General features: G+C 66.4%; 18 protein-coding genes. 3 read left to right on the forward strand and 15 right to left on the reverse strand.

Annotated elements, in window-relative coordinates; translation table 11 throughout:
* Positions 1–26: 26 nt before the first annotated feature.
* From GV068_RS19850 to GV068_RS19890, 9 genes are all read right to left on the reverse strand, one after another.
* Positions 27–779: a 2OG-Fe dioxygenase family protein gene (locus GV068_RS19850; protein WP_159701832.1), complete on the reverse strand. Its 753-nt coding sequence runs from the start codon at positions 777–779 to the stop codon at positions 27–29.
* A 61-nt stretch (positions 780–840) separates the two neighbouring features.
* Positions 841–2,892 carry a TonB-dependent receptor gene (locus GV068_RS19855; RefSeq protein WP_159705295.1) on the reverse strand — a complete coding sequence of 684 codons (2,052 nt, stop codon included), beginning with the start codon at positions 2,890–2,892 and terminating at the stop codon, positions 841–843.
* 2 nt (positions 2,893–2,894) lie between these two features.
* Positions 2,895–3,401 carry a DUF6702 family protein gene (locus GV068_RS19860; protein ID WP_159701834.1) on the reverse strand — a complete coding sequence of 169 codons (507 nt, stop codon included), beginning with the start codon at positions 3,399–3,401 and terminating at the stop codon, positions 2,895–2,897.
* Positions 3,398–5,776 (reverse strand): M1 family metallopeptidase, encoded by a 2,379-nt coding sequence (locus tag GV068_RS19865; RefSeq protein WP_159701837.1) that lies wholly within the window; start codon positions 5,774–5,776, stop codon positions 3,398–3,400. Before GV068_RS19865 ends, GV068_RS19860 begins: the two co-directional genes overlap by 4 nt.
* Before the next feature lie 96 nt (positions 5,777–5,872).
* The gene (locus tag GV068_RS19870) at positions 5,873–8,248 is read right to left on the reverse strand and encodes a M1 family metallopeptidase (RefSeq protein WP_159701839.1); all 2,376 of its coding nucleotides are present in this window, start codon (positions 8,246–8,248) and stop codon (positions 5,873–5,875) included.
* 125 nt (positions 8,249–8,373) lie between these two features.
* On the reverse strand, positions 8,374–9,522 hold the full coding sequence (locus GV068_RS19875) for a HupE/UreJ family protein (RefSeq protein WP_159701841.1): 1,149 nt from the start codon (positions 9,520–9,522) through the stop codon (positions 8,374–8,376).
* On the reverse strand, positions 9,519–10,694 hold the full coding sequence (locus GV068_RS19880) for a tetratricopeptide repeat protein (RefSeq protein WP_201303321.1): 1,176 nt from the start codon (positions 10,692–10,694) through the stop codon (positions 9,519–9,521). Before GV068_RS19880 ends, GV068_RS19875 begins: the two co-directional genes overlap by 4 nt.
* A gap of 59 nt (positions 10,695–10,753) precedes the next feature.
* Entirely contained in the window at positions 10,754–11,029 is a 276-nt protein-coding gene (locus tag GV068_RS19885; RefSeq protein WP_159701843.1) for a hypothetical protein, read from the reverse strand.
* An 11-nt stretch (positions 11,030–11,040) separates the two neighbouring features.
* Complete coding sequence (locus GV068_RS19890; RefSeq protein ID WP_159701845.1) at positions 11,041–12,537, reverse strand: DUF4331 domain-containing protein; 1,497 nt, start codon at positions 12,535–12,537, stop codon at positions 11,041–11,043.
* A gap of 214 nt (positions 12,538–12,751) precedes the next feature.
* Between GV068_RS19890 and GV068_RS19895 the strand changes: the two genes are divergently transcribed.
* Both GV068_RS19895 and GV068_RS19900 read left to right on the forward strand, forming a co-directional pair.
* The gene (locus tag GV068_RS19895) at positions 12,752–13,345 is read left to right on the forward strand and encodes an RNA polymerase sigma factor (protein WP_308637448.1); all 594 of its coding nucleotides are present in this window, start codon (positions 12,752–12,754) and stop codon (positions 13,343–13,345) included.
* On the forward strand, positions 13,342–14,043 hold the full coding sequence (locus GV068_RS19900) for an anti-sigma factor domain-containing protein (RefSeq protein ID WP_159701847.1): 702 nt from the start codon (positions 13,342–13,344) through the stop codon (positions 14,041–14,043). The genes GV068_RS19895 and GV068_RS19900 overlap by 4 nt, the downstream gene beginning before the upstream one ends.
* 11 nt (positions 14,044–14,054) lie before the next feature.
* On the opposite strand, the gene GV068_RS19905 is transcribed toward GV068_RS19900, so the two are convergent.
* The 3 genes from GV068_RS19905 to GV068_RS19915 all read right to left on the reverse strand — a co-directional run bounded on the left by GV068_RS19905 (position 14,055) and on the right by GV068_RS19915 (position 15,867).
* Positions 14,055–14,894: a phytanoyl-CoA dioxygenase family protein gene (locus GV068_RS19905; protein ID WP_159701849.1), complete on the reverse strand. Its 840-nt coding sequence runs from the start codon at positions 14,892–14,894 to the stop codon at positions 14,055–14,057.
* Between the two features lie 8 nt (positions 14,895–14,902).
* Entirely contained in the window at positions 14,903–15,292 is a 390-nt protein-coding gene (locus GV068_RS19910) for a hypothetical protein (RefSeq protein WP_159701851.1), read from the reverse strand.
* A gap of 173 nt (positions 15,293–15,465) precedes the next feature.
* Positions 15,466–15,867 (reverse strand): hypothetical protein, encoded by a 402-nt coding sequence (locus tag GV068_RS19915; protein ID WP_159701853.1) that lies wholly within the window; start codon positions 15,865–15,867, stop codon positions 15,466–15,468.
* Between the two features lie 82 nt (positions 15,868–15,949).
* Between GV068_RS19915 and GV068_RS19920 the strand changes: the two genes are divergently transcribed.
* Entirely contained in the window at positions 15,950–16,336 is a 387-nt protein-coding gene (locus tag GV068_RS19920; RefSeq protein WP_159701855.1) for a MerR family transcriptional regulator, read from the forward strand.
* Here GV068_RS19920 and GV068_RS19925 read toward each other — a convergent pair.
* The 3 genes from GV068_RS19925 to GV068_RS19935 form a co-directional block, all read right to left on the reverse strand.
* The gene (locus tag GV068_RS19925) at positions 16,320–17,756 is read right to left on the reverse strand and encodes a serine hydrolase (protein WP_159701858.1); all 1,437 of its coding nucleotides are present in this window, start codon (positions 17,754–17,756) and stop codon (positions 16,320–16,322) included. The two genes, GV068_RS19920 and GV068_RS19925, sit on opposite strands and share 17 nt — an antisense overlap.
* A gap of 79 nt (positions 17,757–17,835) precedes the next feature.
* A complete protein-coding gene (locus tag GV068_RS19930) occupies positions 17,836–19,020 on the reverse strand; it encodes an ATP-binding protein (RefSeq protein ID WP_159701861.1) in 1,185 nt (394 codons plus the stop codon).
* Positions 19,021–19,080: 60 nt separating this feature from the next.
* Complete coding sequence (locus GV068_RS19935; RefSeq protein WP_159701864.1) at positions 19,081–20,142, reverse strand: hypothetical protein; 1,062 nt, start codon at positions 20,140–20,142, stop codon at positions 19,081–19,083.
* Between the last annotated feature and the right edge of the window lie 93 nt (positions 20,143–20,235).

Genomic DNA, 20,235 nt, shown 5'->3' on the forward strand with positions numbered 1-20,235 from the left:
AAGGTTTCGCGGGCGCTTTTTTTTGCCTATGCGGCGTCGGCGCCCTGGAAGGACCCAGCCCGCCAGGTCAGCACCAGCGTATCGCGATGCCCATGTTCGCCCAGCGGCTGGATCGGCGTCGATTCGTGGATGACGGCGGCATCGTCGAGCAGCAGCAGGGTCCACGGCTCGAGCATGGTGAAGCGCTTGCCGGCCGGACCGTCGGCTTCGAACACCCGGGTTTCGCCGCCCTTGATGCCGGCGCGGTCGATCAGGATCACGGCGACGAAGTCGACGCCGTCGCGGTGCGCGCCTTCCGGAGTCGGGCGGCCGATGCCGTCGGCGGTATCGATGCGGAACTGGTGCGCTTCCACATACCAGGTCTGGCGTCCGCGCACGCTGGAGCAGGCTTCGCCGAGCGCGCTCAGCAGGCGGCCCCAGGCCGGCTTGGCCAGCGTCGCGGTTTCGATCGGCGCGAACAGGCGGTGCATGCCGCCGTGCAGGGCGTTGTACTCGACCGGCTGCCAGTGCGCGCGGTGCGGCACCTGCAGCAGGGCGTGGCCGCCGTCGTCGCTGTCGTCGATGAAGCAGGAATGGCGGCGGCGCCGGTAGCGGCCGCCGTCCTTCAGGTAGTTGTCGAGTTCGAGCCGGTCCCAGCTCGGCGTCAGCGACTGCAACTCGTCGAGCGTGCAGCCAGCCAGGCGTGCAACATCGGAAGGGCGCAGCAGGGCGTAGCCCTCGTTGCGCACGGCATCCGCCAGCTGCGACGGATCGGTGTAGGGAAGTTCACGGGTAGTCATCCAGTTAGCGTAGCAGGTTTCCCTGCGATCGGCATGATGCTGGGCAACTCTCAGCCATTCCTTACCAGTTCTTCGTGAAGCTCAGGCGGAAGGAACGGGGTTCGATCGGGTGGAAATGGATGTCGTCCACCGCTTCCGCCTCGTTCGCCAGGCGCGAGGCATAGTAGTAGTCGATCGCCGAATCGCGCCGGTTGGTCAGGTTGAAGCCTTCCAGCTCCACGCGCATGTCCTTACCGATCCGGTAGCCGATGCGGCCGTTGAGCGTGAGGCTGGCGTGCGAGCGCACGCTGTCGTCCTCGATCAGCGGACGCGGGCCGAAGTAGCGCAGGCGCAGGGCGCCCGACCACGGACCGGCGCGGTCCACCGTCAGGCCGACCTGGGCCACGCCTTCGACCGCGCCGGGAATGCGATCACCGGCTGGGTTGCCGCCGCGCGAACGTGCCCGCGCATAGGCCGCGTCGAAGTTCACCGTCAGCCATTTGTTGGCGCGCATGCTGTTCGACAGCTCGACGCCGTAGCGGCGGCTCGGATCGCCCGCCTCGGTGTTGCCGGCGTCGCCGATGTAGGTCAGCTCGGAATCGAAGTCGAGGCGGTACACCGACACCGTGGTCTCGGTCTTCGGAATCGCCACCGTGCGCAGGCCCAGCTCCAGGCCGCGCGAGCGCACCAGGCCCGGGGTGCGGTCGACCGGATCAAGCGTCTTCGGATCGATTGCCGCCACAGTGCCGCGCGCATCGTTGCTGTGGAAGCCGTGGCCATAGTTGAAGTACAGCTCCGTGTGCTGCCACAGGCCGTAGGCGACGCTGAGCGATGGCGTCAACAGTGAATCGCTGGCGCGGCCGGCATTCGCCAAGCGGTCGCCATCGACGCGGAAGCGGTAGGCATTGGCGCGCACGCCGACCACGGTGCGCAGGGCCTCGCTCCACTTGGTCGCGTTTTCCAGGTAGACGGCGGCGCTGCCCTCGACGATGTGGTCTTCGCGCGTGGTCGCGAGGCGGCGGCGGGCGCGCGTGTCGTACAGGCCGTTGAAGATGTTGTCGTTCTGGAGCTGGAAGCCAATGCTCATGTCCGAGGCGACGCCGCTGTCCTTGTTGCGTAATACGTGCCAGGTGTGGCTGCCGTCGAGGCCCGCCGTGACGCGGCGGTCCGGCTGGGCGAACTGGTCGCCGTTCACCGGGTCGTTCAGGAAATAGGTGAAGTTCGAGTACAGGTCGAGGCGGTTGCGGATCACGTAGGCGGACAGGCCAGTGGCAGTGTCGTCGGTAGTGCGGCGCCAGCTGCCCGAAATGCTGCTGCGTTCGGCCTCGCCGCCGTCGCTCAGGTCGAGGGCGTCGAAGAGCCCCAGCTGGCCGCTCTGCACTGCGCGCAGGGGGATCTGGTCGGTGGCGTTCCAGTGGCCGCGGTAGTGCATCGCGGTGACGGTCCAGCCGTTATTCGCATAGCCGCGGCTGTAGCGCAGCACCGCATTGATCTTGCGGTAGCCGTCCGGCCGCGTCCACGGGCCGTCGTTCTTCATCAGCTCCAGCGCATACAGCAGGTTGCCGCCCGCCAGTTCGGGCGATCCGGCCAGCACCGTGCGCGCGTAATTGTCCTCGCCCAGCGTCACCGACGCCAGTGGCGCCACCAACCGGTTCGCGTACGAGATCGTCGCCTTGCCGGCGGAGGAGAAGTCGCCTTCGGTGGCCGAGTACGGGCCCTTGCGGTAGTCGAGGCGGGTGACGATTTCCGGGATCAGGAAATTCAGGTCGGTCCAGCCCTGGCCGTGCGCATGGCTGCGCTGATTGACCGGCATGCCGTCGACCCAGGTCGCGAGGTCGGTGCCGTGGTCCAGGTTGAAGCCGCGCAGGTAGAACTGGTTGGCCTTGCCTTCGCCGCTGTGCTGGCTGGCGATCAGGCCGGGCGTCGCTTCCAGCAGTTCGCCCGGACGGTAGACGGTGCGCTGCGCCAGCTCCTTGGCCCCGACGCTGCCCGAGCTGGCTGAATCGGTCATCCCGATCTGGCTGGCGCGCGTGCCTTCGACCAGGACACGCTGGAGCACGAAGTCGTCGGCTAGCGTAGGCTGGTAGACGAACAGCGCCGCGATGGCGCAGGCAATGGGGCAGAAGCGAAGCATATTCAAGGTTGCTTGTCGTCGGTGGACTGCTCGACGGCGGCCTTGGTGAAAGTCAGCGAACGTACCGCGCCCGCGTTGTTGAGGTTGACGGTGTTGACCTGCTCGGGCAGGAAGTCGATCAGCACGCCCTGGTGGATCACCACGGTCTTCGACAGCGGGGCGTTTTCCAGTTCCTGGAAGATCACCACGCTGTGCGAGTCGACGGTCATGCCGACCCAGCGCACCGGCAGGCGCGCCTTGTCCTGGCCCTGCAGCCAGAAGCGTCCCTCGACATACTTGCGCAGCACCGCCTGGTCTTCCGGGTCGCCCAGGTCGAACTGGCGCCCGTACAGGTTCATCAGGAGGTCCTCGATGTCGTGCGCCATGTAAGTATGGATGATCTCCGTGCTCTTGGTGCGCTGGTTGAACGCGAGCTCGGTGATCCCCATGTGGAAGCGGTGCGCGCTCGCCGCCGCGCTCACCAGGAGCAGGGCGGCGGCCAGCCAGGCCTTGAGACGGCGTGCGCTCATTGCTCGGCCTTCTTGTCCGCGGCCGGCGTTTTCACCGGGGCCAGTTTGGTGTTGAAGTCGCGCATCAGGTTGCCGGTGGCCGGGTCGCGTTCGGTCTTGAACAGTTCCAGGCGCGACGGCGTCACCTTGCGCGGCCAGGCGTTGTCGCTGACGTCGATGTCCGCCGTCTCCCAGTACGGGTCCTGGGTCAGGCTGACGATCGGCTCGTCCGTGATGAAGAGCTTGGTGATCTTGTTCGGCGAATAGCGCCACACTTCCGCCGGAATGCGCTCGATGGTCTTCTTGCCGCTCTTCGTCTCGATCTCGACGATCAGCGGCGTCACCAGGCCGCCCTTGTTGGTGAAGTCCACCAGGGTCAGGTGCTTGCCTTCCTTGAGCAGGTTCTTTTCCCAGTCTTCCAGGCCGGCCATCGTCTCGTTGTAGCGGTTGCGGTCCTTGTTGGTGACGGTGAAGTTGTCGTGCTCGTTGTAGAAGTCCTTCAGCTCGGGGAAGCGGTCGACGCGGCGCTGCATGCCCTTGTTGCGCTGGTCGATGATCGACATCGCTTCTTCCTGGTGGCGCGCACGCTGCCAGGCTTTTTCGACTTCCGGATCCTTGCTGCTGACGGTGTACTCGGTGATGCCGTCGACGCTCACGTCGACCGCGTCGGTGGTGTAGAACCAGCCGCGCCAGAACCAGTCGAGGTCCGTGCCCGACGCATCTTCCATGGTGCGGAAGAAGTCGGCCGGGGTCGGGCGCTTGAACTTCCAGCGCTCGGCGTATTCCTTGAAGGCGAAGTCGAACAGCTCGCGGCCGAGGATGGTCTCGCGCAGGATGTTCAGCGCGGTGGCCGGTTTGGCGTAGGCGTTGTTGCCGCGCTGGATGGTCGACTCCGCATTGGTCATGACCGGCACCTGGTTGGTGCTGCGCATGTAGGCGGTGATGTCGCGCGCCTCGCCGCGGCGGCCCGGATAGTCCTCTTCCCAGGCCTGCTCGGCCAGGAACTGCAGGAAGCTGTTCAGGCCCTCGTCCATCCAGGTCCACTGGCGCTCGTCCGAGTTGACGATCATCGGGAAGTAGTTGTGGCCCACTTCATGGATGATCACGCTGATCAGGCCATACTTGGTGCCGCGCGAGTAGGTCAGCTCGCCGGTCTTCTTGTCCTTGACGGGGCGCCCGGCGTTGAACGAGATCATCGGGTATTCCATGCCGCCGATCGAGCCGTTCACGGAAATCGCGGTCGGGTACGGATAGTCGAAGGAGTACTTGTTGTACTGCTCGAGGGTGTGGATCACGGCGGCGGTGGAATAGCGCTCCCACAGCGGGTTGCCTTCCTTCGGATAGTAGGACATCGCCATCACGTCCTTGTCGCCGCTCTTGATGCCCTGGGCGTCCCAGATGAACTTGCGGCTCGAGGCAAAGGCGAAGTCGCGCACGTCGCGCGCCTTGAAGTGCCAGGTCTTGGTCGCTTTCGAGCGGCCCTTCTCGGCGCTCTCGGCTTCACGCTGGGTGACGATGACGACCGGCTTCTTCGCGGTGCGCGCCTGGCGCAGGCGCTCGCGCTGGGCGGGGCTCAATACCGCATCCGCGTTCTGCAATTCGCCGGTGGAGGCGACCACGTGGTCGGCCGGGACGGTCAGTTGCACGTCGTAGTCGCCGAACTCCAGCGTGAATTCGCCGTCGCCCATGTATTGCTTGTTCTGCCAGCCCTTGACGTCGTAGTAGGCCGCCATGCGCGGGAACCACTGGGCCGACAGGTAGATATCGTTGCCATCGTCGAACTTCTCGAAGCCGGTGCGGCGGCCGACGACGTTCGCTTCCGGGATATTGAGGGTCCACGCCATGTTGAAGGACGTGCGCGCGCCGGGTTTCAGGGGCTGCGGCAGGTCGATCCGCATCATGGTCTTGTTGACGGTGGCGCGCAGCGCACGGCCGTCGGCGCCAGTCACAGCGGTGACCTGGATGCCGCCCTCGAAGCGCCGCTGTTCCAGGGTGGCCTTCAGGGTGTCGAACTTGACGCCGTCGGTGCCGCGGGCTTGCCACGCATCGCGCGAGGGCAGGGTCGAGATGCGGCGGTTGTCGGAATCGGCGCGGAACATGTTCTGGTCCAGCTGCACCCACAGGTACGACAGCGTGTCCGGCGAATTGTTGGTGTACGTGACGGTGCCGGAGCCCGTGATCGTGCGCTTGTCCTCATCCAAGGTGGCGCGCATGCGGTAGTCGGCGCGCTGTTGCCAGTAGCGGTGGCCCGGCGCGCCGGAAGCGGTGCGGGTCTCGGTGGCGGTGGGCAGCAGCTCGTCGAGCTGGCGGAACTTGTCGTCGAACGCAGGCGCCGCGTGCGCCGCACTGGTAAGGAACAAGGCGCCGATCAGCGCCTGCAGTTGCTTCGTTTTCATTCTGTTCGTTCGTCTTCGATAAAGAAACGGCAGGGCGCGCAGCCCTGCCGGTGTTCAAACGCGCGGGCGGATGCCGCCCACGTGTCCAGCGCTGCCTTACTCGGACTTCGGCGCCTCGGCCTGGCCCGGGGTCTTCGGCGGGGCCAGCTTGGTATTGAAGTCGCGCATCAGGTTGCCGGTGGCCGGGTCACGTTCGGTCTTGAACAGTTCCAGGCGCGACGGCACAGGCTTGGCCGGCCACGAGTTGTTGCTCACGTCGATGTCGGCGGTCTCCCAGTACGGGTCCTGGGTCAGGCCCACGATCTCTTCGTCCGTAATGAACAGCTTGGTGATCTTCTTCGGCGAGTAGCGCCACACTTCGGCCGGGATGCGCTCGATGTACTTTTTGCCGCTCTTGGTGGTGATCTCGACGATCAGCGGCATGACGAGGCCGCCCTTGTTCGAGAAGTCCACCAGGTACAGGTGCTTGCCTTCCTTGAGCAGGTTCTTTTCCCAGTCTTCCAGGCCGGCCACCGTTTCGTTGTAGCGGTTGCGGTCCTTGTTGGTGACGGTGAAGTCGTCGTTCTCGTTGTAGAAGTCCTTCAGCTCGGGGAAGCGGTCGACGCGGCGCTGCATGCCCTTGTTGCGCTGGTCGGTGATCGAGATCGGCTCGGACTGCTTGCGTGCGCGCGCCCAGGCTTTTTCGATTTCCGGATCCTTGGTGCTGACCGTGTACTCGGTGATGCCGTCGACGCTGATGTCCACCGGATCGGTGGTGTAGAACCAGCCGCGCCAGAACCAGTCGAGGTCCGTGCCGGAAGCGTCTTCCATGGTGCGGAAGAAATCGGCCGGGGTCGGGCGCTTGAACTTCCAGCGCTCGGCGTATTCCTTGAAGGCGAAGTCGAACAGTTCGCGGCCGAGGATGGTTTCGCGCAGCACGTTCAGTGCGGCCGCCGGCTTGGCGTAGGCATTGTTGCCGAACTGGAGCAGCGACTCCGAGTTGGTCATGATCGGCACCTGGTTCTGGCTACGCATGTAGTCGACGATCTGGCGCGGATGGCCGCGCATCTCTTCCCAGTCTTCTTCCCAGGCTTCCTGGGCCAGCGATTGCACGAAGGAGTTGATGCCCTCGTCCATCCAGGTCCACTGGCGCTCGTCCGAGTTGACGATCATCGGGAAGTAGTTGTGGCCGACTTCGTGGATGATCACGCCGATCAGGCCGTACTTGGTGCGCTTCGAGTAGGTCAGCTCGCCGGTCTTCTTGTCCTTGACCGGACGCGGGCCGTTGAACGAGATCATCGGGTATTCCATGCCGCCCACCGGGCCGTTCACGGAGATCGCGGTCGGGTACGGATAGTCGAAGGAATACTTGCTGTACTGTTCGATGGTGTGGATGATCGCGTGGGTCGAATAGCGCTCCCACAGCGGGTTGCCTTCCTTCGGATAGTAGGACATCGCCAGCACGTCGTTGTTGCCGGACTTGATGCCCTGCGCGTCCCAGATGAACTTGCGGCTCGAAGCGAACGCGAAGTCACGCACGTTCTTGGCCTTGAAGTGCCAGGTCTTGCTGGTGGTGGCGCGGCCCTTTTCGGCGGCTTCCGCCTCGGCCTGGGTCACGATCAGCACCGGCTTCTTGGCGGTGCGCGCCTGGCGCAGGCGCTCGCGCTGTGCGGCGCTGAGCACTTCGCCCGGGTTCTGCAGTTCGCCGGTCGAGGCCACGATGTGGTCGGACGGCACGGTGATCTGGACGTCGTAGTCGCCGAACTCCAGCGTGAATTCGCCGGCGCCCAGGAACTGCTTGTGCTGCCAGCCGTAGACGTCGTAGTAGGCCGCCATGCGCGGGAACCACAGGGCGATCTCGAACAGATCGTTCTTGTCGTCGAACTTCTCGTAGCCCGAACGGCCGCCGAGGATCTTCTGTTCGTTGATGTTGTAGTTCCAGTCGAGGCTGAACGACACCTTGGCGCCCGGACGCAGCGCCTGCGGCAGGTCGATGCGCATCATGGTGCCGTTGATGGTGTACTTCAGCGGACGGCCGCCGCTGTCGCGCACGTTGCGGACATTGAAGCCGCCTTCGAAGGCATTGCCTTCGAGGAGGGTGCGCAATGCGTCGAACTTCACGCCGTCGGTGCCGCGCGCCTGCCAGGCTTCGCGCGAAGGCAGGACGGCGGTGCGGCGGGCGGCCGAATCCGGCTTGTAGATGTTCTCATCCAGCTGCAGCCACAGGTACTTCAGCGTGTCAGGGGAATTGTTGTGGTACGTGATCGAGCCCGAGCCGCTGATGGCGCGCTTGTTCTCGTCGAGCGTGGCGCGCATCGTGTAGTCGGCGCGCTGCTGCCAGTAGGCGTGGCCCGGTGCGCCCGAGGCGGTGCGCACGGCGCCCGGCGTCGGCAGCAGCTCGTCGAGCTGGCGGAACTTGTCGTCGAAAGGAGGAGCGGCCAAAACCGAGGCGCTGAGGAACAGCGCGGCCAGTCCAATAGGCAGACGTATCATATTTCCCCTGGAATTTTAATTGGAATAGGAAAAAGTATTCTAGCTTTACCTATTTACAATTGCTCGGAGGATTTGTAAAAAAGCTGATACATAGTGCATATGTATGGCGTGCGCGAGACGCCGGCTCATGCTGCGCCCCCGCTCCAGGGCGCCAGCTGCAGGTCCAGCGCCCGCTCCAGCAGCCAGACCGCGGCCACCAGGGCGATCGCGGCCGAGCCGCCCAGCATGAGGACGCGCCGGTAGAACAGTCCCTTGCGCAGCCACCAGGCCAGCGGCAGGAACACCGCGACGATCGCCAGCTGGCCGATCTCGACGCCCACGTTGAAGCCGACCAGCGACAAGAGCAGCGCGCCCTGCGGCAAGCCCAGGTCGGCCAGCACGCTGGCGAAGCCGAAGCCGTGCAGCAGCCCGAAACCGAAGGCGAACAGCACCCGCCCGCGCTGGTACAAGGGGCGCAGGTTGTTCAGCGCCGCCACGATCACCGAGGCCGCGATCGCCGATTCCACCAGGCGCGAAGGCAGCGCCAGCACGCCGAGGGCGGCCAGGGTCAGGGTCAGCGAATGGGCCAGCGTAAACGCGCTCACCACCCGGACCACGTCGAGCACCGCGTCGCGCAAGCCCTCGCGCCCGATCCATTCGCGCTCGCGGTAGAGCAGCACCGCCGGCAGCAGCAGCGACAGCAGGAACAGGATGTGATCGAAGCCGATCCAGATATGCCAGACGCCCTGCCTGGCGTACTCGAGGAACTGGCGCAGGCTGTCGGCCTCGGCCAGGCGCAGTTGCGGATGCGGGTTGTCCGGACCGAGGATGGCGCTCGAGGTGGCGTTCCCGTGGCGCAGGGCGAGCAGGCCACGGTGCTGCGGGTCGAGCTCGGCCAGCAGCGTGTAGTGCAGCGCCAGCGTGTCGACCGGCGCCGCGCAGGAGGCGCGCAGCATCAGCACCGTGTAGGCGCCGTCGGTATGGCTGTCGACCAGCTGCTGGGTGACCTGCAGCGGGCAATCGCTGCCGCCGGAGGACAGCTTCAGGTGCGCCAGCGCATAGGCGGCGATTGCCCCGTGGCGCGCGCGCACCTCGTCCCAGGTCAGCGCGCCATCGCCATCGGCGTCGAGGCCGACCGCGAGTTCCAGGTCGCGCAGGGCGATGTCCCAGCGTCCGTCGATGCGGGCGCCGTCGACAGTCAGGTTCAGGTAGCTGTCGCTGGCCTTGTGGGCGTAAGCGGTGGGCGCCCACGTCAGGAAAGCCAGCGCAAACAGAGCGAGCAGGCGCCGCATCATGCCGCGCCTCCGCGCACGGCATTGGCGTCGAGGCTGCGGTCTTCGAGTTTGCTGTGGCGCAGCCAGTCGCGCACCAGGCGCGCGGCTTCGGCGTCGCCGCTGGCGCTCGCTGCGCGCGCGAGGATGCGCAGGTCGGCGGGTTCCTTCTGCACCGCCCAGTTGAGCTTTGCCAGGCGCACCGCTTCCGCCGGGTCGCCGGCCAGCGCCAGGGCGAAGCGCGCTTCCTCGCGCCGATGGACCGTGTCGCCGCGTCGGCGCGCCGCTTCGAAGCGTGCGCGCAGCGCCGCGCTCTGGCTCACCACCCCGGGCGAGCCGATGGCGGATTGGGCCAGCGCCTGGCGCAGCAGCAGGGCGTCGGCCTGGCTGCGGCCCTTGAGCAGGGGCAGGACCTCGCGCGCGCGGCCGCGCTCGAGCAGGAAGTCGGCGTAGGCGGCCAGCAGATAGCTGTCCTGCGGGTCGATCCGCAGGGCTTCCTTGAAATGGGTCTCGGCCTTGGCATGCTCGCCGAGGCGCTCGGCCATCTCGGCCAGCAAGGTAGCGGACCAGGCGCGCAGCGGCGCCGGCGCGTCGGCACGGGCCGCAAAGGTACGCGCCAGCCGCTCATAGCTGGCACGCCCCTGGCCGCTGACGCTGCCGACGGCCGCCAGGCAGGTCTGCAGCACCAGGTCCGGCGCACGTCCGAGCAGGCGCGCGCAGCTGCTGCGCGAGCCGGCATAGTCGCCGGTCACCAGCAGGATGGTGGCGCGGGTCAGCCAGCCCTGGGCATTGCCGGGATCGCGCCGCACGGTTTCGTCGAGATCGGCCAGGGCATCGGCGAAGGAGTGGGTGCTCTGGGCCAGCGTGGCGCGCAGCACCAGCACCTCGGCCGGGGCGCGTTCGCGCGGCAGCTTCCACCAGGGCGCCAGCGCAGCCTGGGCGTAGCCGAGGTAGCGCGGGTCGCCATCACGGCGCGCCTGCTCGATGCAGCGGCGCGCCAGCGCGGAGGCGCGCGCCAGGTCGCGCGGATTGGCGGCCAGTTCGGCACGCAGCTGGGCGAGTTCGCGCTGCACCGGGTCGAAGCGGGCGGGCAGGCGTTCCAGCACCTGGCCGCCGCTGGAAGGCAAATAGGGCGCTGCGGCGGCGCTGCAGGTCAGCAGCACCACCAGCAGCAGGGGGTGAAACTTGGGCATCATTGCAATGATCGTTCTCCAAAGCGGCGGGACGCGCAGGCGCGTCCCGCCATCCTGCCGCCTCAGGTGGACGGCAGCGGTTCCGGCTCGGTGTTTTCCGGCGTGGTCGGGGTGGCGCTGTCGATCGCGACCGGTTCGTCGTTATCGAATAGCGCGGCCACGCGCGAGGCGACCAGCATGAAGAACGAGTCGGCCTGGGCCGGCGGCGGATTGGTGCCGGTCGGCGGCGGCGGTTCAACCACGTGCGGGCGGTCGTTGCTGCCGCCGCAGGCCCCCAGCAGCAGGGCCAGCGACACCAGCAGCGCGCCGCTGCGCGTGCGGTGGATCATCGGTTTCATGGCGTTCTCCTTTACTGGTTACCCGGCAGCGGGGTGTTCAGGTAGGGGAAGGCCGGCTTGAAGGCCGCAGCGTTCTTGCGCACGCCGTCGGTCAGGGCCAGGCCGCCGGCCGGCGCGTCGGCCGGCTTGCAGCCGACGCCCAGCGCATCGTTGGCGCCGGTCAGCACGCACAGGGCGCCCATCGATACGCGCAGCGCGATGTCGACGATGTCGTCGGCCGGACGGCGGCCGTTCGGGAAGCCGGCGTTGTCGCCCGCCGCCACGCCCATCGGGTTCTGCGCCGCCAGCGCAGTCGGCGCCACGCTGGTGTTCAGGCGCAGCATCTCGGATGCGACCACGTTCTTCGGCTGGTTCACGCCAGGGATACCCTTCAGGAAGGCGGTAACCAGGTCGTTGCGCGGGAAGTTGGTGGGCGCCTTGGCGGACGGGAACAGGGTCTCGATCAGCGCCGGCAGGGTCGGGTTGGTGACGTAGGTGAGGAACTGCGCGTCGTCCTTCGGCTTGGAGGTGTTGAAGCGGTCCTTGTCGTCCATGCCGATGATGACTTCGTTCACCAGCGGCATGCCGAGGCGCGAGACCTGGGCCCAGGCGCCGCCTTCCTTGACGGCGTTGTTGATGCCGCTCGCCGGGGCCGGGTTGATCAGGCGGCCCTGGCGCATGCTGGCGGTGGCGTAGGCGCCGATGACCGGTTCGCCGCCCGCGGTGACGCAGGCAATCGGCAGTTCGAGCGCGATCGCACTGACGTTCTTGTTCTCGAGGTCGTTCTTGTTGCCGTTCACTTCGGCGCCGAGCGGGTTCAGGTTGACCAGGTCGAAGATCTTCCCGACGGCGATGTAGAAAGGCTCCTTGCGCTGGCCGACGAACACGCGGCCGGTACCGCAGCCAGGGATGTTCACATCATAGATGTGCTGGTTGGCATAGGTCTCGTAGCCGGTGGTGCTGCCGAAGGTCTTGTCGCCGATGTTGTCGACCGGCTTATCGAATTCGGTCGCGCCGCCGCTGGCCGCCGCAAGGCGGGTGCGGGTGCCGCTGCGGCGGTCGCCCTTGACCATGTCGATGGTGTAGGTTTCGCGCACGTTGAGCGAGGCCGGGTTGACGCCGCTGATGGTGTTCGAATTGATCAGCGGGATCAGGACCGGCTTGCCGCCCACGGTGAGGGCGGTGCGCTTCGAGGTGCTCTTGAAGCGGAACTGGAAGGAGATGTCTTCCTTGGCGTCGCCGTTGTTATCGACGTGGATTTCGTACAGGGCGTTGTTGTCGAACTGGTAGAAGTTCGGGCCGCCCTGCGGGTCCTGGAAGGGGATGAAGTTGGCGATCATGGTCACGTAGCCTTCGCGCCCCGGCGCGTAGCTGCGGAACAGGTAGAAGTCGGTGCCGTCGACCTTCGGGGCGTTGGTCAGGAACGGGGCTTCGCGGTGGCTCGAGGCCGCGGCGGGCAGCGCCAGCGCGGCCAGCGCTGCGCCCGACAGGAGGGCGGCGGCCCAGGGGTGATGCTTTCCAAATTGCATGACGTTCTCCTCTTGATGTTATTGGTCCCCTCCAGGGGATTCGGCGAGCTTGCTGGAGACACTAGGATCGTCGCGGCACGGCTACACAGGCATATACGCAGCCCGGGCCTTATCGGATTCAAAATATTTTTTGTCTTTCCTAAACGTAAATATGTTAAGTTTCTGACTCGGACGCAAAATCGTCAGTAACATTCGTCTTCGGGAAGGCAATCCTGTGCTGCAGTCGTCAAATTCGCTAAATCCATTACAGCTCAGTTCGTGGATCCGTGGCGCCGCGCAGAACGACGCGCGTGCCTTCCGCGAGCTGTACGAAGCCAGTTCGCCGCGCCTGTACGGCCTGGCGCTGCGCATCCTGCGCCGGCGCGAGCTGGCCGAGGAAGCCTTGCAGGAGAGTTTTGTATCGATCTGGCGCCATGCCGCCGACTACCAGGCCGGCATCGCGGCGCCCATGACCTGGATGACGACCATCGTCCGCAACAAGTCCTTCGACCTGCTGCGGCGCCTGCAGAGCGAGGTCGAGATCGACGGCGAGGACTTCGACGCGAGCGTACTGGCGAGCCTGAGCGATCCGGCCGCGAATCCCGCCGATGCCCTGGAGCTGAGCAGCCAGGCGAAGGCGCTGGCCAGCTGCATGTCGGCGCTCGAGGAAAAGCATCGGCACGTGGTGGGCCTGGCCTTCTTCCATGACCTGTCGCACAGCGACGTGGCGCACAAGCTGGCGCTGCCGGTGGGGACGGTGAAGACATGGATCCGGCGCAGCCTGGCGCGCCTTCAGGCCTGCCTGACGGGCGGTGGGAGGGCGCCATGAATTTGCGCGGCAAGGACATCCTGCGCGACCGGCTCGCGGCCGCCTATGTCATCGGCACCCTGCGCGGCCACGCGCGCCGCCGTTTCGAAGGCTACATGCACAACGATGCGGCGCTGCGCCGCACGGTCGCGGAATGGAACGAGCGCCTCGGCGCGATGGCGGAATTCGTGCCGCCGGTGGCGCCGCGCACGCAAGTCTGGCGCGGCATCGAAAGCCGCCTGGGCCTGCGCGGGAACGCGCCGGCCTGGCAGTTCTGGCGCCACGGGGCGCTCGGTTTCTGGCGCACCTTCGGCGCTGCCTCGAGCATGGTAGCGGCGCTGCTGCTGGTGACGGTGATGAAGGAACGCAGCGAGCCTGCGATCAGCGACATCGCCACCCTGACCGACGATCAGGCCCGCACCGGACTGCTGGTGCTGGCGGATCGCGAGCGCCAGCGTCTCAGCGTGCGCCTGGTGGAAACGCAGCCGCTCGCGCCGAACCAGGTGCTGCAGTTGTGGGCGGTATCGCGTGTAGGCAAGCCGCGCTCGCTGGGCGTGCTGGGTAGCGGGCGCGAACTGAGCTTGCCGCTGACGCGCCAGGCACTCGGCGGCGACGTAGCCTTGCTGGCGGTTAGTCTGGAGCCGGCCGGTGGTTCGCCGAATCCCGACGGCCCGAGCGGGCCGATCCTCTACAAGGGCGGCTGGGTCAGGGTGATGTAGCGCGGGGCGGCTCAGTCGAAGCCGCGCACCGGGAAGCCGGCACCGCGCTGGATCCAGTTGCGCGGCGAGTAGGCGGCGCGGCCATCGGTGGCATGCAGCGTGAACGCATGGCGCGACACCGGCGAGCGGTTCGGTGCGCTGTAGTGCGGCAGCAGGCCGTGAAAGCAGACCAGGGTGCCGGCCTTGGCTTCCAGCGGGACTGCCGTGCCATCAATCGGCCAGGGCGTCGCGTCCAGCTTTTCCATCATGATCTGGTCGCCATCGCGCAGGAAGCGCTCGCGCAGCGGGCCGCGATGGCCGCCGGGTTCGGCCCACAGGCAGCCGTTGTCGACGGTGGCGTCTTCCAGTGCGAACCAGAAGGTGGTCACGGTGATCGGGTCGCTGTCGAAGAAGGTCGCGTCCTGGTGCCAGCGCACCTCGCCGCCGATGCCCGGCTGCTTGAAGATGTACATCGACTGCCAGACTTGCGGCTGTTCCAGGCCGAGGTCGCGCGCCACGGCGGCCAGTTTCGGGTCGCGCGTGAAGGCCTCGAACACCGGGTCGAGGTCGTGCATCGCATGGCCGATCTTGTTGATCGACAGGGCCTTGGCCTGACGTAACTGGCCGTCCGCACCGAAAGCTTCCTCTTCGAAGAAGCAGCGCACCGTGTTGTCCGAGCCGAGGAACCAGGCGTCGCTCGCGCGTTCCTGGTCCTTGGTGGTGAAGATGGCGCGTGATTCGTTCGGGTCGAAGGCGTCGACGATTTCCTCGGCGCGCCGGCGCAGCGCGGCGATCTCGCTAGGGCTTTTGAAACCGGGCAGTAGGAGAAAGCCGTTGCGCCGGTACAGGTCACGTTGTTCGTTGCTGAGCATGGAATATTCTAGTCCGATATGACTGCTTGCGCGTCAGGCCCAGGCGGGAATATCAATCCGAACTGCCTGATCGCGGCGTCCATCTGGGCCATCGAAAATGGTTTCTGGACGAAGGCGTCGATGCACGGCTTCAGCCGTTCTTCGGGATAATACCCGCTTGCGACGATGACCTTGATCCCGGGTTGACGCAGTTTGGCTTCCCGTGCGATGACTGTCGCATCCGGATCATGGAAAGTGAGGCTGGCAATCAGGATATCGAACGCGACCCGTTCCATCGCGCTGAACATATCGTCCATGTCGTCGACACCACTGGCAATATAGCCCAGCGCATCGAGCATGTAGAGCAAGGTGAGGCGCGTTAATTCATCGCTTTCCGCGACGAGGACGAGAGGAGACATGGTGAGCCAGTGTGAGCGAGTCGATCGGGCTGGCTGCAGTCACCATGTCGGGAAACCCGGCAAGGTGATGTGTAGGAAGCGAATACGGCATTCTATCCCTGCCTTTACGCTAGTGCTCTATCCATATGGAAATATAGATATTCACCTGCACACTTCGTCTGATGAGGCGGGCATCAGGAATCCCGGCGCACCGGCCACCACTGCGCCACGCCCCACGCAAACTCCGGCAACACGAACAGCCACAGCACCGGCGCGCCGGTCACCGCCAGGCACCAGGCCATCCACAGCGAGAACAGGAAGCGTCCGGCGCCATCGAAGCGTCCCAGGCGCTGGGTTGGTTCGAGGATCCGGAGAACCGACCAGACCAGCACGATGCTGCCCATCAGGCAGGCGAACAGCAGGTGGAAGGGCGCGAAGGCGGGCAGCGCGGCGCCGCCCAGCAATGCGTTCAGCGACGAGATGTGTCCGTGGGCGAGGGCGAAGGTCCAGGGCGTGGCGAAGGCCGCGGTGACGACCAGGTCGTAAATGGCGCTGGCCTTGACGATGCGGCGGTTGGCGGCGGTAGAGAGCAGCATGATCGAACTCCTTGATGAAAGAAGCCCACATCCTCAACCCTGGAGTAAACTCCAGGGTCAAGCGCTTTTTGAAGGAATGAGCATGCAGATCGGAGAATTGGCGGCGGCCACCGGCTTGAGCCGCGATGCATTGCGCTTCTATGAGCAGCGCGGCCTGCTCACGGCGCGCCGGCGCGGCAATGGCTACCGCGACTATCCGCCGGAGGCGGTGGAGTGGCTGTGCTACCTGCGCACGGCCCAGTCGCTCGGGTTCACGCTGTCCGAGATCGAGGCGGGCATGCCCTTGTTGCAGGATCCGGCGACATCGGCCGGCGAACTGCGCGCCGCGCTGGAGCGCAAGCTGGCGGACATCGACGCCCGCATTGCCGGCCTGGCGCAACTGCGGGCAGGGCTGGCGCAGCGCCTGGCCGACCCGCTGGACGCCTGCCCGCTGCGGATGCCGGCGCTGGAACTCAGCGCTGCCGCGTAAAGGCGACGTCAAAGGCGCCGCTCTTCAGGCGGCCGCCCTTGTCGGCCATGTGCAGCTCCAGCTCGCGCGACAGCACGAACAGCGTGCGCGCCGATTCGGCGTAGAGCGGCTCCCACTGGTTGTCGCGCAGGGCGACCATGAGCTTGCCTTCGCGCTCGGCGATGTCGAAGGTGCCCAGGCCCTTGATCCCGTAGCGCCCGGCCAGCTTGGCGCGGGTGGCAGCCGGCAGCGAGATCGCCTTGCGCATCACGGTCTGGTAGGTCGGCCAGCGGTATTCGGCCGACACGGCGCGGATCAGTTCCTGCGCCAGCTCTGCGCCGGCGTCGCCGTTCGTCATGACGACCGCGCCTTCGCCGCGCTGGACATAGGCGTACAGCGAGTTCTGGTAGCCCATGTTGCTGCCGCCGTGGCCGAAGGCATGCTGTGGCGCCTTGCCGTCGATTTCCAGGCCGAGCGCGTAGTTGTTCATCACCGGGCGCAGCATCGTGCGCGTCATGGTCGGCGACAGCACGGCGTCACCGCCGGCCGCGGCGCGCTGCACCGCGAGCGCGAATTTCGCCAGATCGGTCGGCGTCGTCCACATCCCCGCCGCCGCCAGTTCCGGATAGGTGTACGGTCCGCCCGGGTAGGCCGCGCCTTTCGCGTTATGCGGCAAGGCGGCGCGCGCCAGCAGGGCGCTGGGCAGCGGCTGGGCGAAGGTACTGTCGCTCATGCCGAGCGGCTTGAGCACCGTGTCGTCCATCAGCGCGTCGAAGGGACGGCCTGCGCGGTCGATCATGGCCTGCTGCACGATGCTGTAGCCGCCGCCCGAATACTTCCAGGCGTCGCCCGGCATGCCCTCGATGCGTACCGGCCCTGTGTTGGCGGGCGCGGCGCCGTCCAGCACCTGCACCAGCGTCGGCACCTGCGCGCCGGCCGCATACCCCGGGAAGCCCGAGACCGTGGTGGCGGCAGTATGGGAGAGCAGCTGGCGCAGGCTGACCGGGCGCTTGTCCGGACCCGGCGGCAGCTTCCAGCTGGTGAGTACGGTGTTGATGTCGGCGTCGAGGTCGAGCTGGCCGGCTTCGACCATCTTCAGGGCGCCCATCGCGGTGACGGGTTTGCTGATCGAGGCGGCCTGGAACAGGGTCTGCGGCGTCACAGGGGCGCCGTTCGCGTGGGTCACGCCATAGCCCTTGGCCCAGGCGACTTTGCCGCCGCGGATGACGGCAATGCTCACGCCGGGCACGTTCAGCCTTTGCATCTCGCCGGCCAGCGTGCGCGTGTCGAGTTTGGCGCCCTGGATCGCCACCGCCGGGCGCAGCCCGCGCTCGATACGCGCGATCGCGTCCCCGTCCTGCGCCTGGGCAGGGATGCAGGCCAATACGAAGCTACCCAATGCGCATGCCGTGACTGCGCGCCTTGCAAACACTGCGTCCATCCTGTCTCCCGTCTGCGTTGTCGTGTTACCTCATCGGTAAGCAGTATCGGGAAATGGAACAGTCAGCGCAAGTGCAAAGTCAGGCCACGGTTGCGACATCCATGGTGAAGGTGAACGAGGTCGAGCCGGCGCTCGAGCCGATTTCGATCGCGCCGCCGTGGCCGCGCGCGATCTGGTCGACGATGTACAGGCCGAGCCCGAGGCCTTCGCTGCCGGCACGCGAAGCGGCGCGCCAGTAGGGTTTCAGGAGCTGGTCGATGACGGCGGGGCTCAGGTCCGGCCCGCCGTTGGTGACGCGCAGCGTGAAACGGCCTTCGCGCACATGGGCCACCACGAAGACCGGATGGTGTTCGCTGCCGTGCACAAGGGCGTTCTTGAGCAGGTTCGAGAGCAGCTGCGCCAGCCGCTCGGGGTCGCAGTGCAGCGACAGGCCGGGCTGGATCGCGGTGTCGATCACGCGCTCCGGATACAGGCCCGACAGCTCGTCCACCACGTCATAGAGGCGCAGGTCGGCGCCCTTCACTGGCCGCAGGTCGAGCGCGATGCCGCCGCCCATGCGGCCACGCGTGAAGTCGACCACGTCCTCGACCAGGGCCGCCATGCGCCGGGTGCTGCGGCGGATGCGTTCGACCACCTGGCGGGTGGACGGGTCCTGGTGTTTCAGCAGCAGGATCTCGCTGGCCGACAGCACCGAGCCGAGCGGGGTGCGCAGGTCGTGCCCGAGCACGGCGATGAACTGTTCACGCAGCTCGGCGGTCTCGCGTTCGTCGAGCAGCGCGGCGCGCGCTTCGCCCAGCGAGTGCTCGCTCTCGAGCTGCTTGGCGATCAGCTCCGTGAACAGCTGCAGCGTCGACACCGTGACGGTATCGGTCAGGCGCGCCGGTTCCGGATCGAGTCCGCACAGGGTGCCGAAGTACTGGCCATCCGGGCGGAACACGGGAATCGAAAAGTAGCTCTGGAAGCCGTAGATGCGCGGCGTATGGTGGTCGCGATAGCGCTCGCTTTCGCTCACGTGGTCGATGATCACGGCGGCGCCGGTATCGCGCACTTCTTCGCACAGGGTCGTGGTGACGTCGAGCGGGTCGCCCGGCTTGAGGCCGAATTCGAGTTTGTCGAGGACCGCGCAGGCGGTCCACGAATCCGGGGTGACGTGGGCGATGCACACGAAGCGCAGGCCGGTCATGGCGGCGACGGTTTCCAGGATTTTCGGCACGGCGCCGATGGACTGGATCTCGTCGACGCAGGAAAGTACGTTACCTGCCATAGAACGGCCTACGAAATGGTTACAAACGAACCATGGTAGCACTTGTGACCTGATAGAAAGTTACTTGTTACAAATCCATCCGCCGTCCGCGTAAACACGTTCCTCGCCGAGATACACGGCATCGGTCACCGCGAACACGTCGATGTGGTAGCGCGCGTCCTTGCGCTTGAAGCCGGGTTTTGGGTACACGCCGTGCTTGGCGCCGAGCGACAGGTGGATGCCGCACATGCGCTCGTAGGTGCCGATGTCGTCGACGCGGCGCTCGCGCGTGAAGGCGCGGTTCAGGCCGAAGCCCAGCTCGCGCACCCAGACCTCGCCCTCGTCGGCGGTGATGTTGTCCAGCACCTGCTGGAAGGCGGGGGTGGCGTTCTCCGTGCCCACCACGCGCCCGCGCTCGATGACCAGGGTCACCGGCACGTCGGGGCGGTTGGAGCGGTAACTGGTGTCGCCGAAGACGTGCACCTGCACCCGGCCGTGCACCGCTTCCAGGTCGAGCGCCTCGGTGAACACTTCGCCGATCGGGAACTGGCCACCGACGTTGTGCATCTCGCTGTAATCGCCCACGTTCAGCTTGGCCGGCTCGAGCGGCGAACTGAAATACAGCGTCTCTCCGCCGCCCTCCACACGCGCATGCGGCGCCACGTCGATGCGCGCTTTCAGGGCGCGGCCGGTGCCGCGGAAGTAGGCAGGGTCGTAGGCCAGCGATTCGATGTAGTGCTCGGATTGCGGGCCCGGCATGCGCGACAGGTGCACGTGCTCGATCACCTTCAGCCCCAGCTTGAACAGCTCCACGCGGATGCGAAAGCCATCGAGGCGGAAGTTGGTCGACTGCACCAGCACCACCAGGTCCTTCGCCCCCATGGCGCGGAAGGCCGCCAGCACGTCTTCCGGCGTGGCGCCGTCGAATTCGATGAACCGGGCGTCCGGCAGGTTGCGGCGGTAAGCCTCGGTCAGCGCGCGCGCCAGGGGTGTGCGTTCGTCGTAGACCACCAGCGCCCGCTGCGCCGGCCCGTGCTCGACGGCGATCGCCAGGATGTCTCCCAGGTGTGCGCTGGCGGCGTCGACGGCGTGTGCGGGGAGCGCCTCTTGCGGGGGCAGGTCGGGCGAAGCTGGGGTATGCATGTTCGGCGGAAATGAAGGGAAAATCGCCGCCATTATACGTATGTTTGCCAAAAGTTCCGTGCATGGACCCGCAAATGGCTCATCTATTGATCC

This window comes from Massilia sp. 9I (assembly GCF_902506415.1).
Taxonomy (GTDB): domain Bacteria; phylum Pseudomonadota; class Gammaproteobacteria; order Burkholderiales; family Burkholderiaceae_D; genus Telluria.

Excerpts from the sequence above, each read along its gene's own strand:
- GV068_RS19850 (WP_159701832.1), bottom strand. The coding sequence starts at position 779 with ATGACTACCCGTGAACTTCCCTACACCGATCCGTCGCAGCTGGCGGAT.
- GV068_RS19855 (WP_159705295.1), bottom strand. The coding sequence starts at position 2,892 with ATGCTTCGCTTCTGCCCCATTGCCTGCGCCATCGCGGCGCTGTTCGTC.
- GV068_RS19860 (WP_159701834.1), bottom strand. The coding sequence starts at position 3,401 with ATGAGCGCACGCCGTCTCAAGGCCTGGCTGGCCGCCGCCCTGCTCCTG.
- GV068_RS19865 (WP_159701837.1), bottom strand. The coding sequence starts at position 5,776 with ATGAAAACGAAGCAACTGCAGGCGCTGATCGGCGCCTTGTTCCTTACC.
- GV068_RS19870 (WP_159701839.1), bottom strand. The coding sequence starts at position 8,248 with ATGATACGTCTGCCTATTGGACTGGCCGCGCTGTTCCTCAGCGCCTCG.
- GV068_RS19875 (WP_159701841.1), bottom strand. The coding sequence starts at position 9,522 with ATGATGCGGCGCCTGCTCGCTCTGTTTGCGCTGGCTTTCCTGACGTGG.
- GV068_RS19880 (WP_201303321.1), bottom strand. The coding sequence starts at position 10,694 with ATGATGCCCAAGTTTCACCCCCTGCTGCTGGTGGTGCTGCTGACCTGC.
- GV068_RS19885 (WP_159701843.1), bottom strand. The coding sequence starts at position 11,029 with ATGAAACCGATGATCCACCGCACGCGCAGCGGCGCGCTGCTGGTGTCG.
- GV068_RS19890 (WP_159701845.1), bottom strand. The coding sequence starts at position 12,537 with ATGCAATTTGGAAAGCATCACCCCTGGGCCGCCGCCCTCCTGTCGGGC.
- GV068_RS19900 (WP_159701847.1), top strand. The coding sequence starts at position 13,342 with ATGAATTTGCGCGGCAAGGACATCCTGCGCGACCGGCTCGCGGCCGCC.
- GV068_RS19905 (WP_159701849.1), bottom strand. The coding sequence starts at position 14,894 with ATGCTCAGCAACGAACAACGTGACCTGTACCGGCGCAACGGCTTTCTC.
- GV068_RS19910 (WP_159701851.1), bottom strand. The coding sequence starts at position 15,292 with ATGTCTCCTCTCGTCCTCGTCGCGGAAAGCGATGAATTAACGCGCCTC.
- GV068_RS19915 (WP_159701853.1), bottom strand. The coding sequence starts at position 15,867 with ATGCTGCTCTCTACCGCCGCCAACCGCCGCATCGTCAAGGCCAGCGCC.
- GV068_RS19920 (WP_159701855.1), top strand. The coding sequence starts at position 15,950 with ATGCAGATCGGAGAATTGGCGGCGGCCACCGGCTTGAGCCGCGATGCA.
- GV068_RS19925 (WP_159701858.1), bottom strand. The coding sequence starts at position 17,756 with ATGGACGCAGTGTTTGCAAGGCGCGCAGTCACGGCATGCGCATTGGGT.
- GV068_RS19930 (WP_159701861.1), bottom strand. The coding sequence starts at position 19,020 with ATGGCAGGTAACGTACTTTCCTGCGTCGACGAGATCCAGTCCATCGGC.
- GV068_RS19935 (WP_159701864.1), bottom strand. The coding sequence starts at position 20,142 with ATGCATACCCCAGCTTCGCCCGACCTGCCCCCGCAAGAGGCGCTCCCC.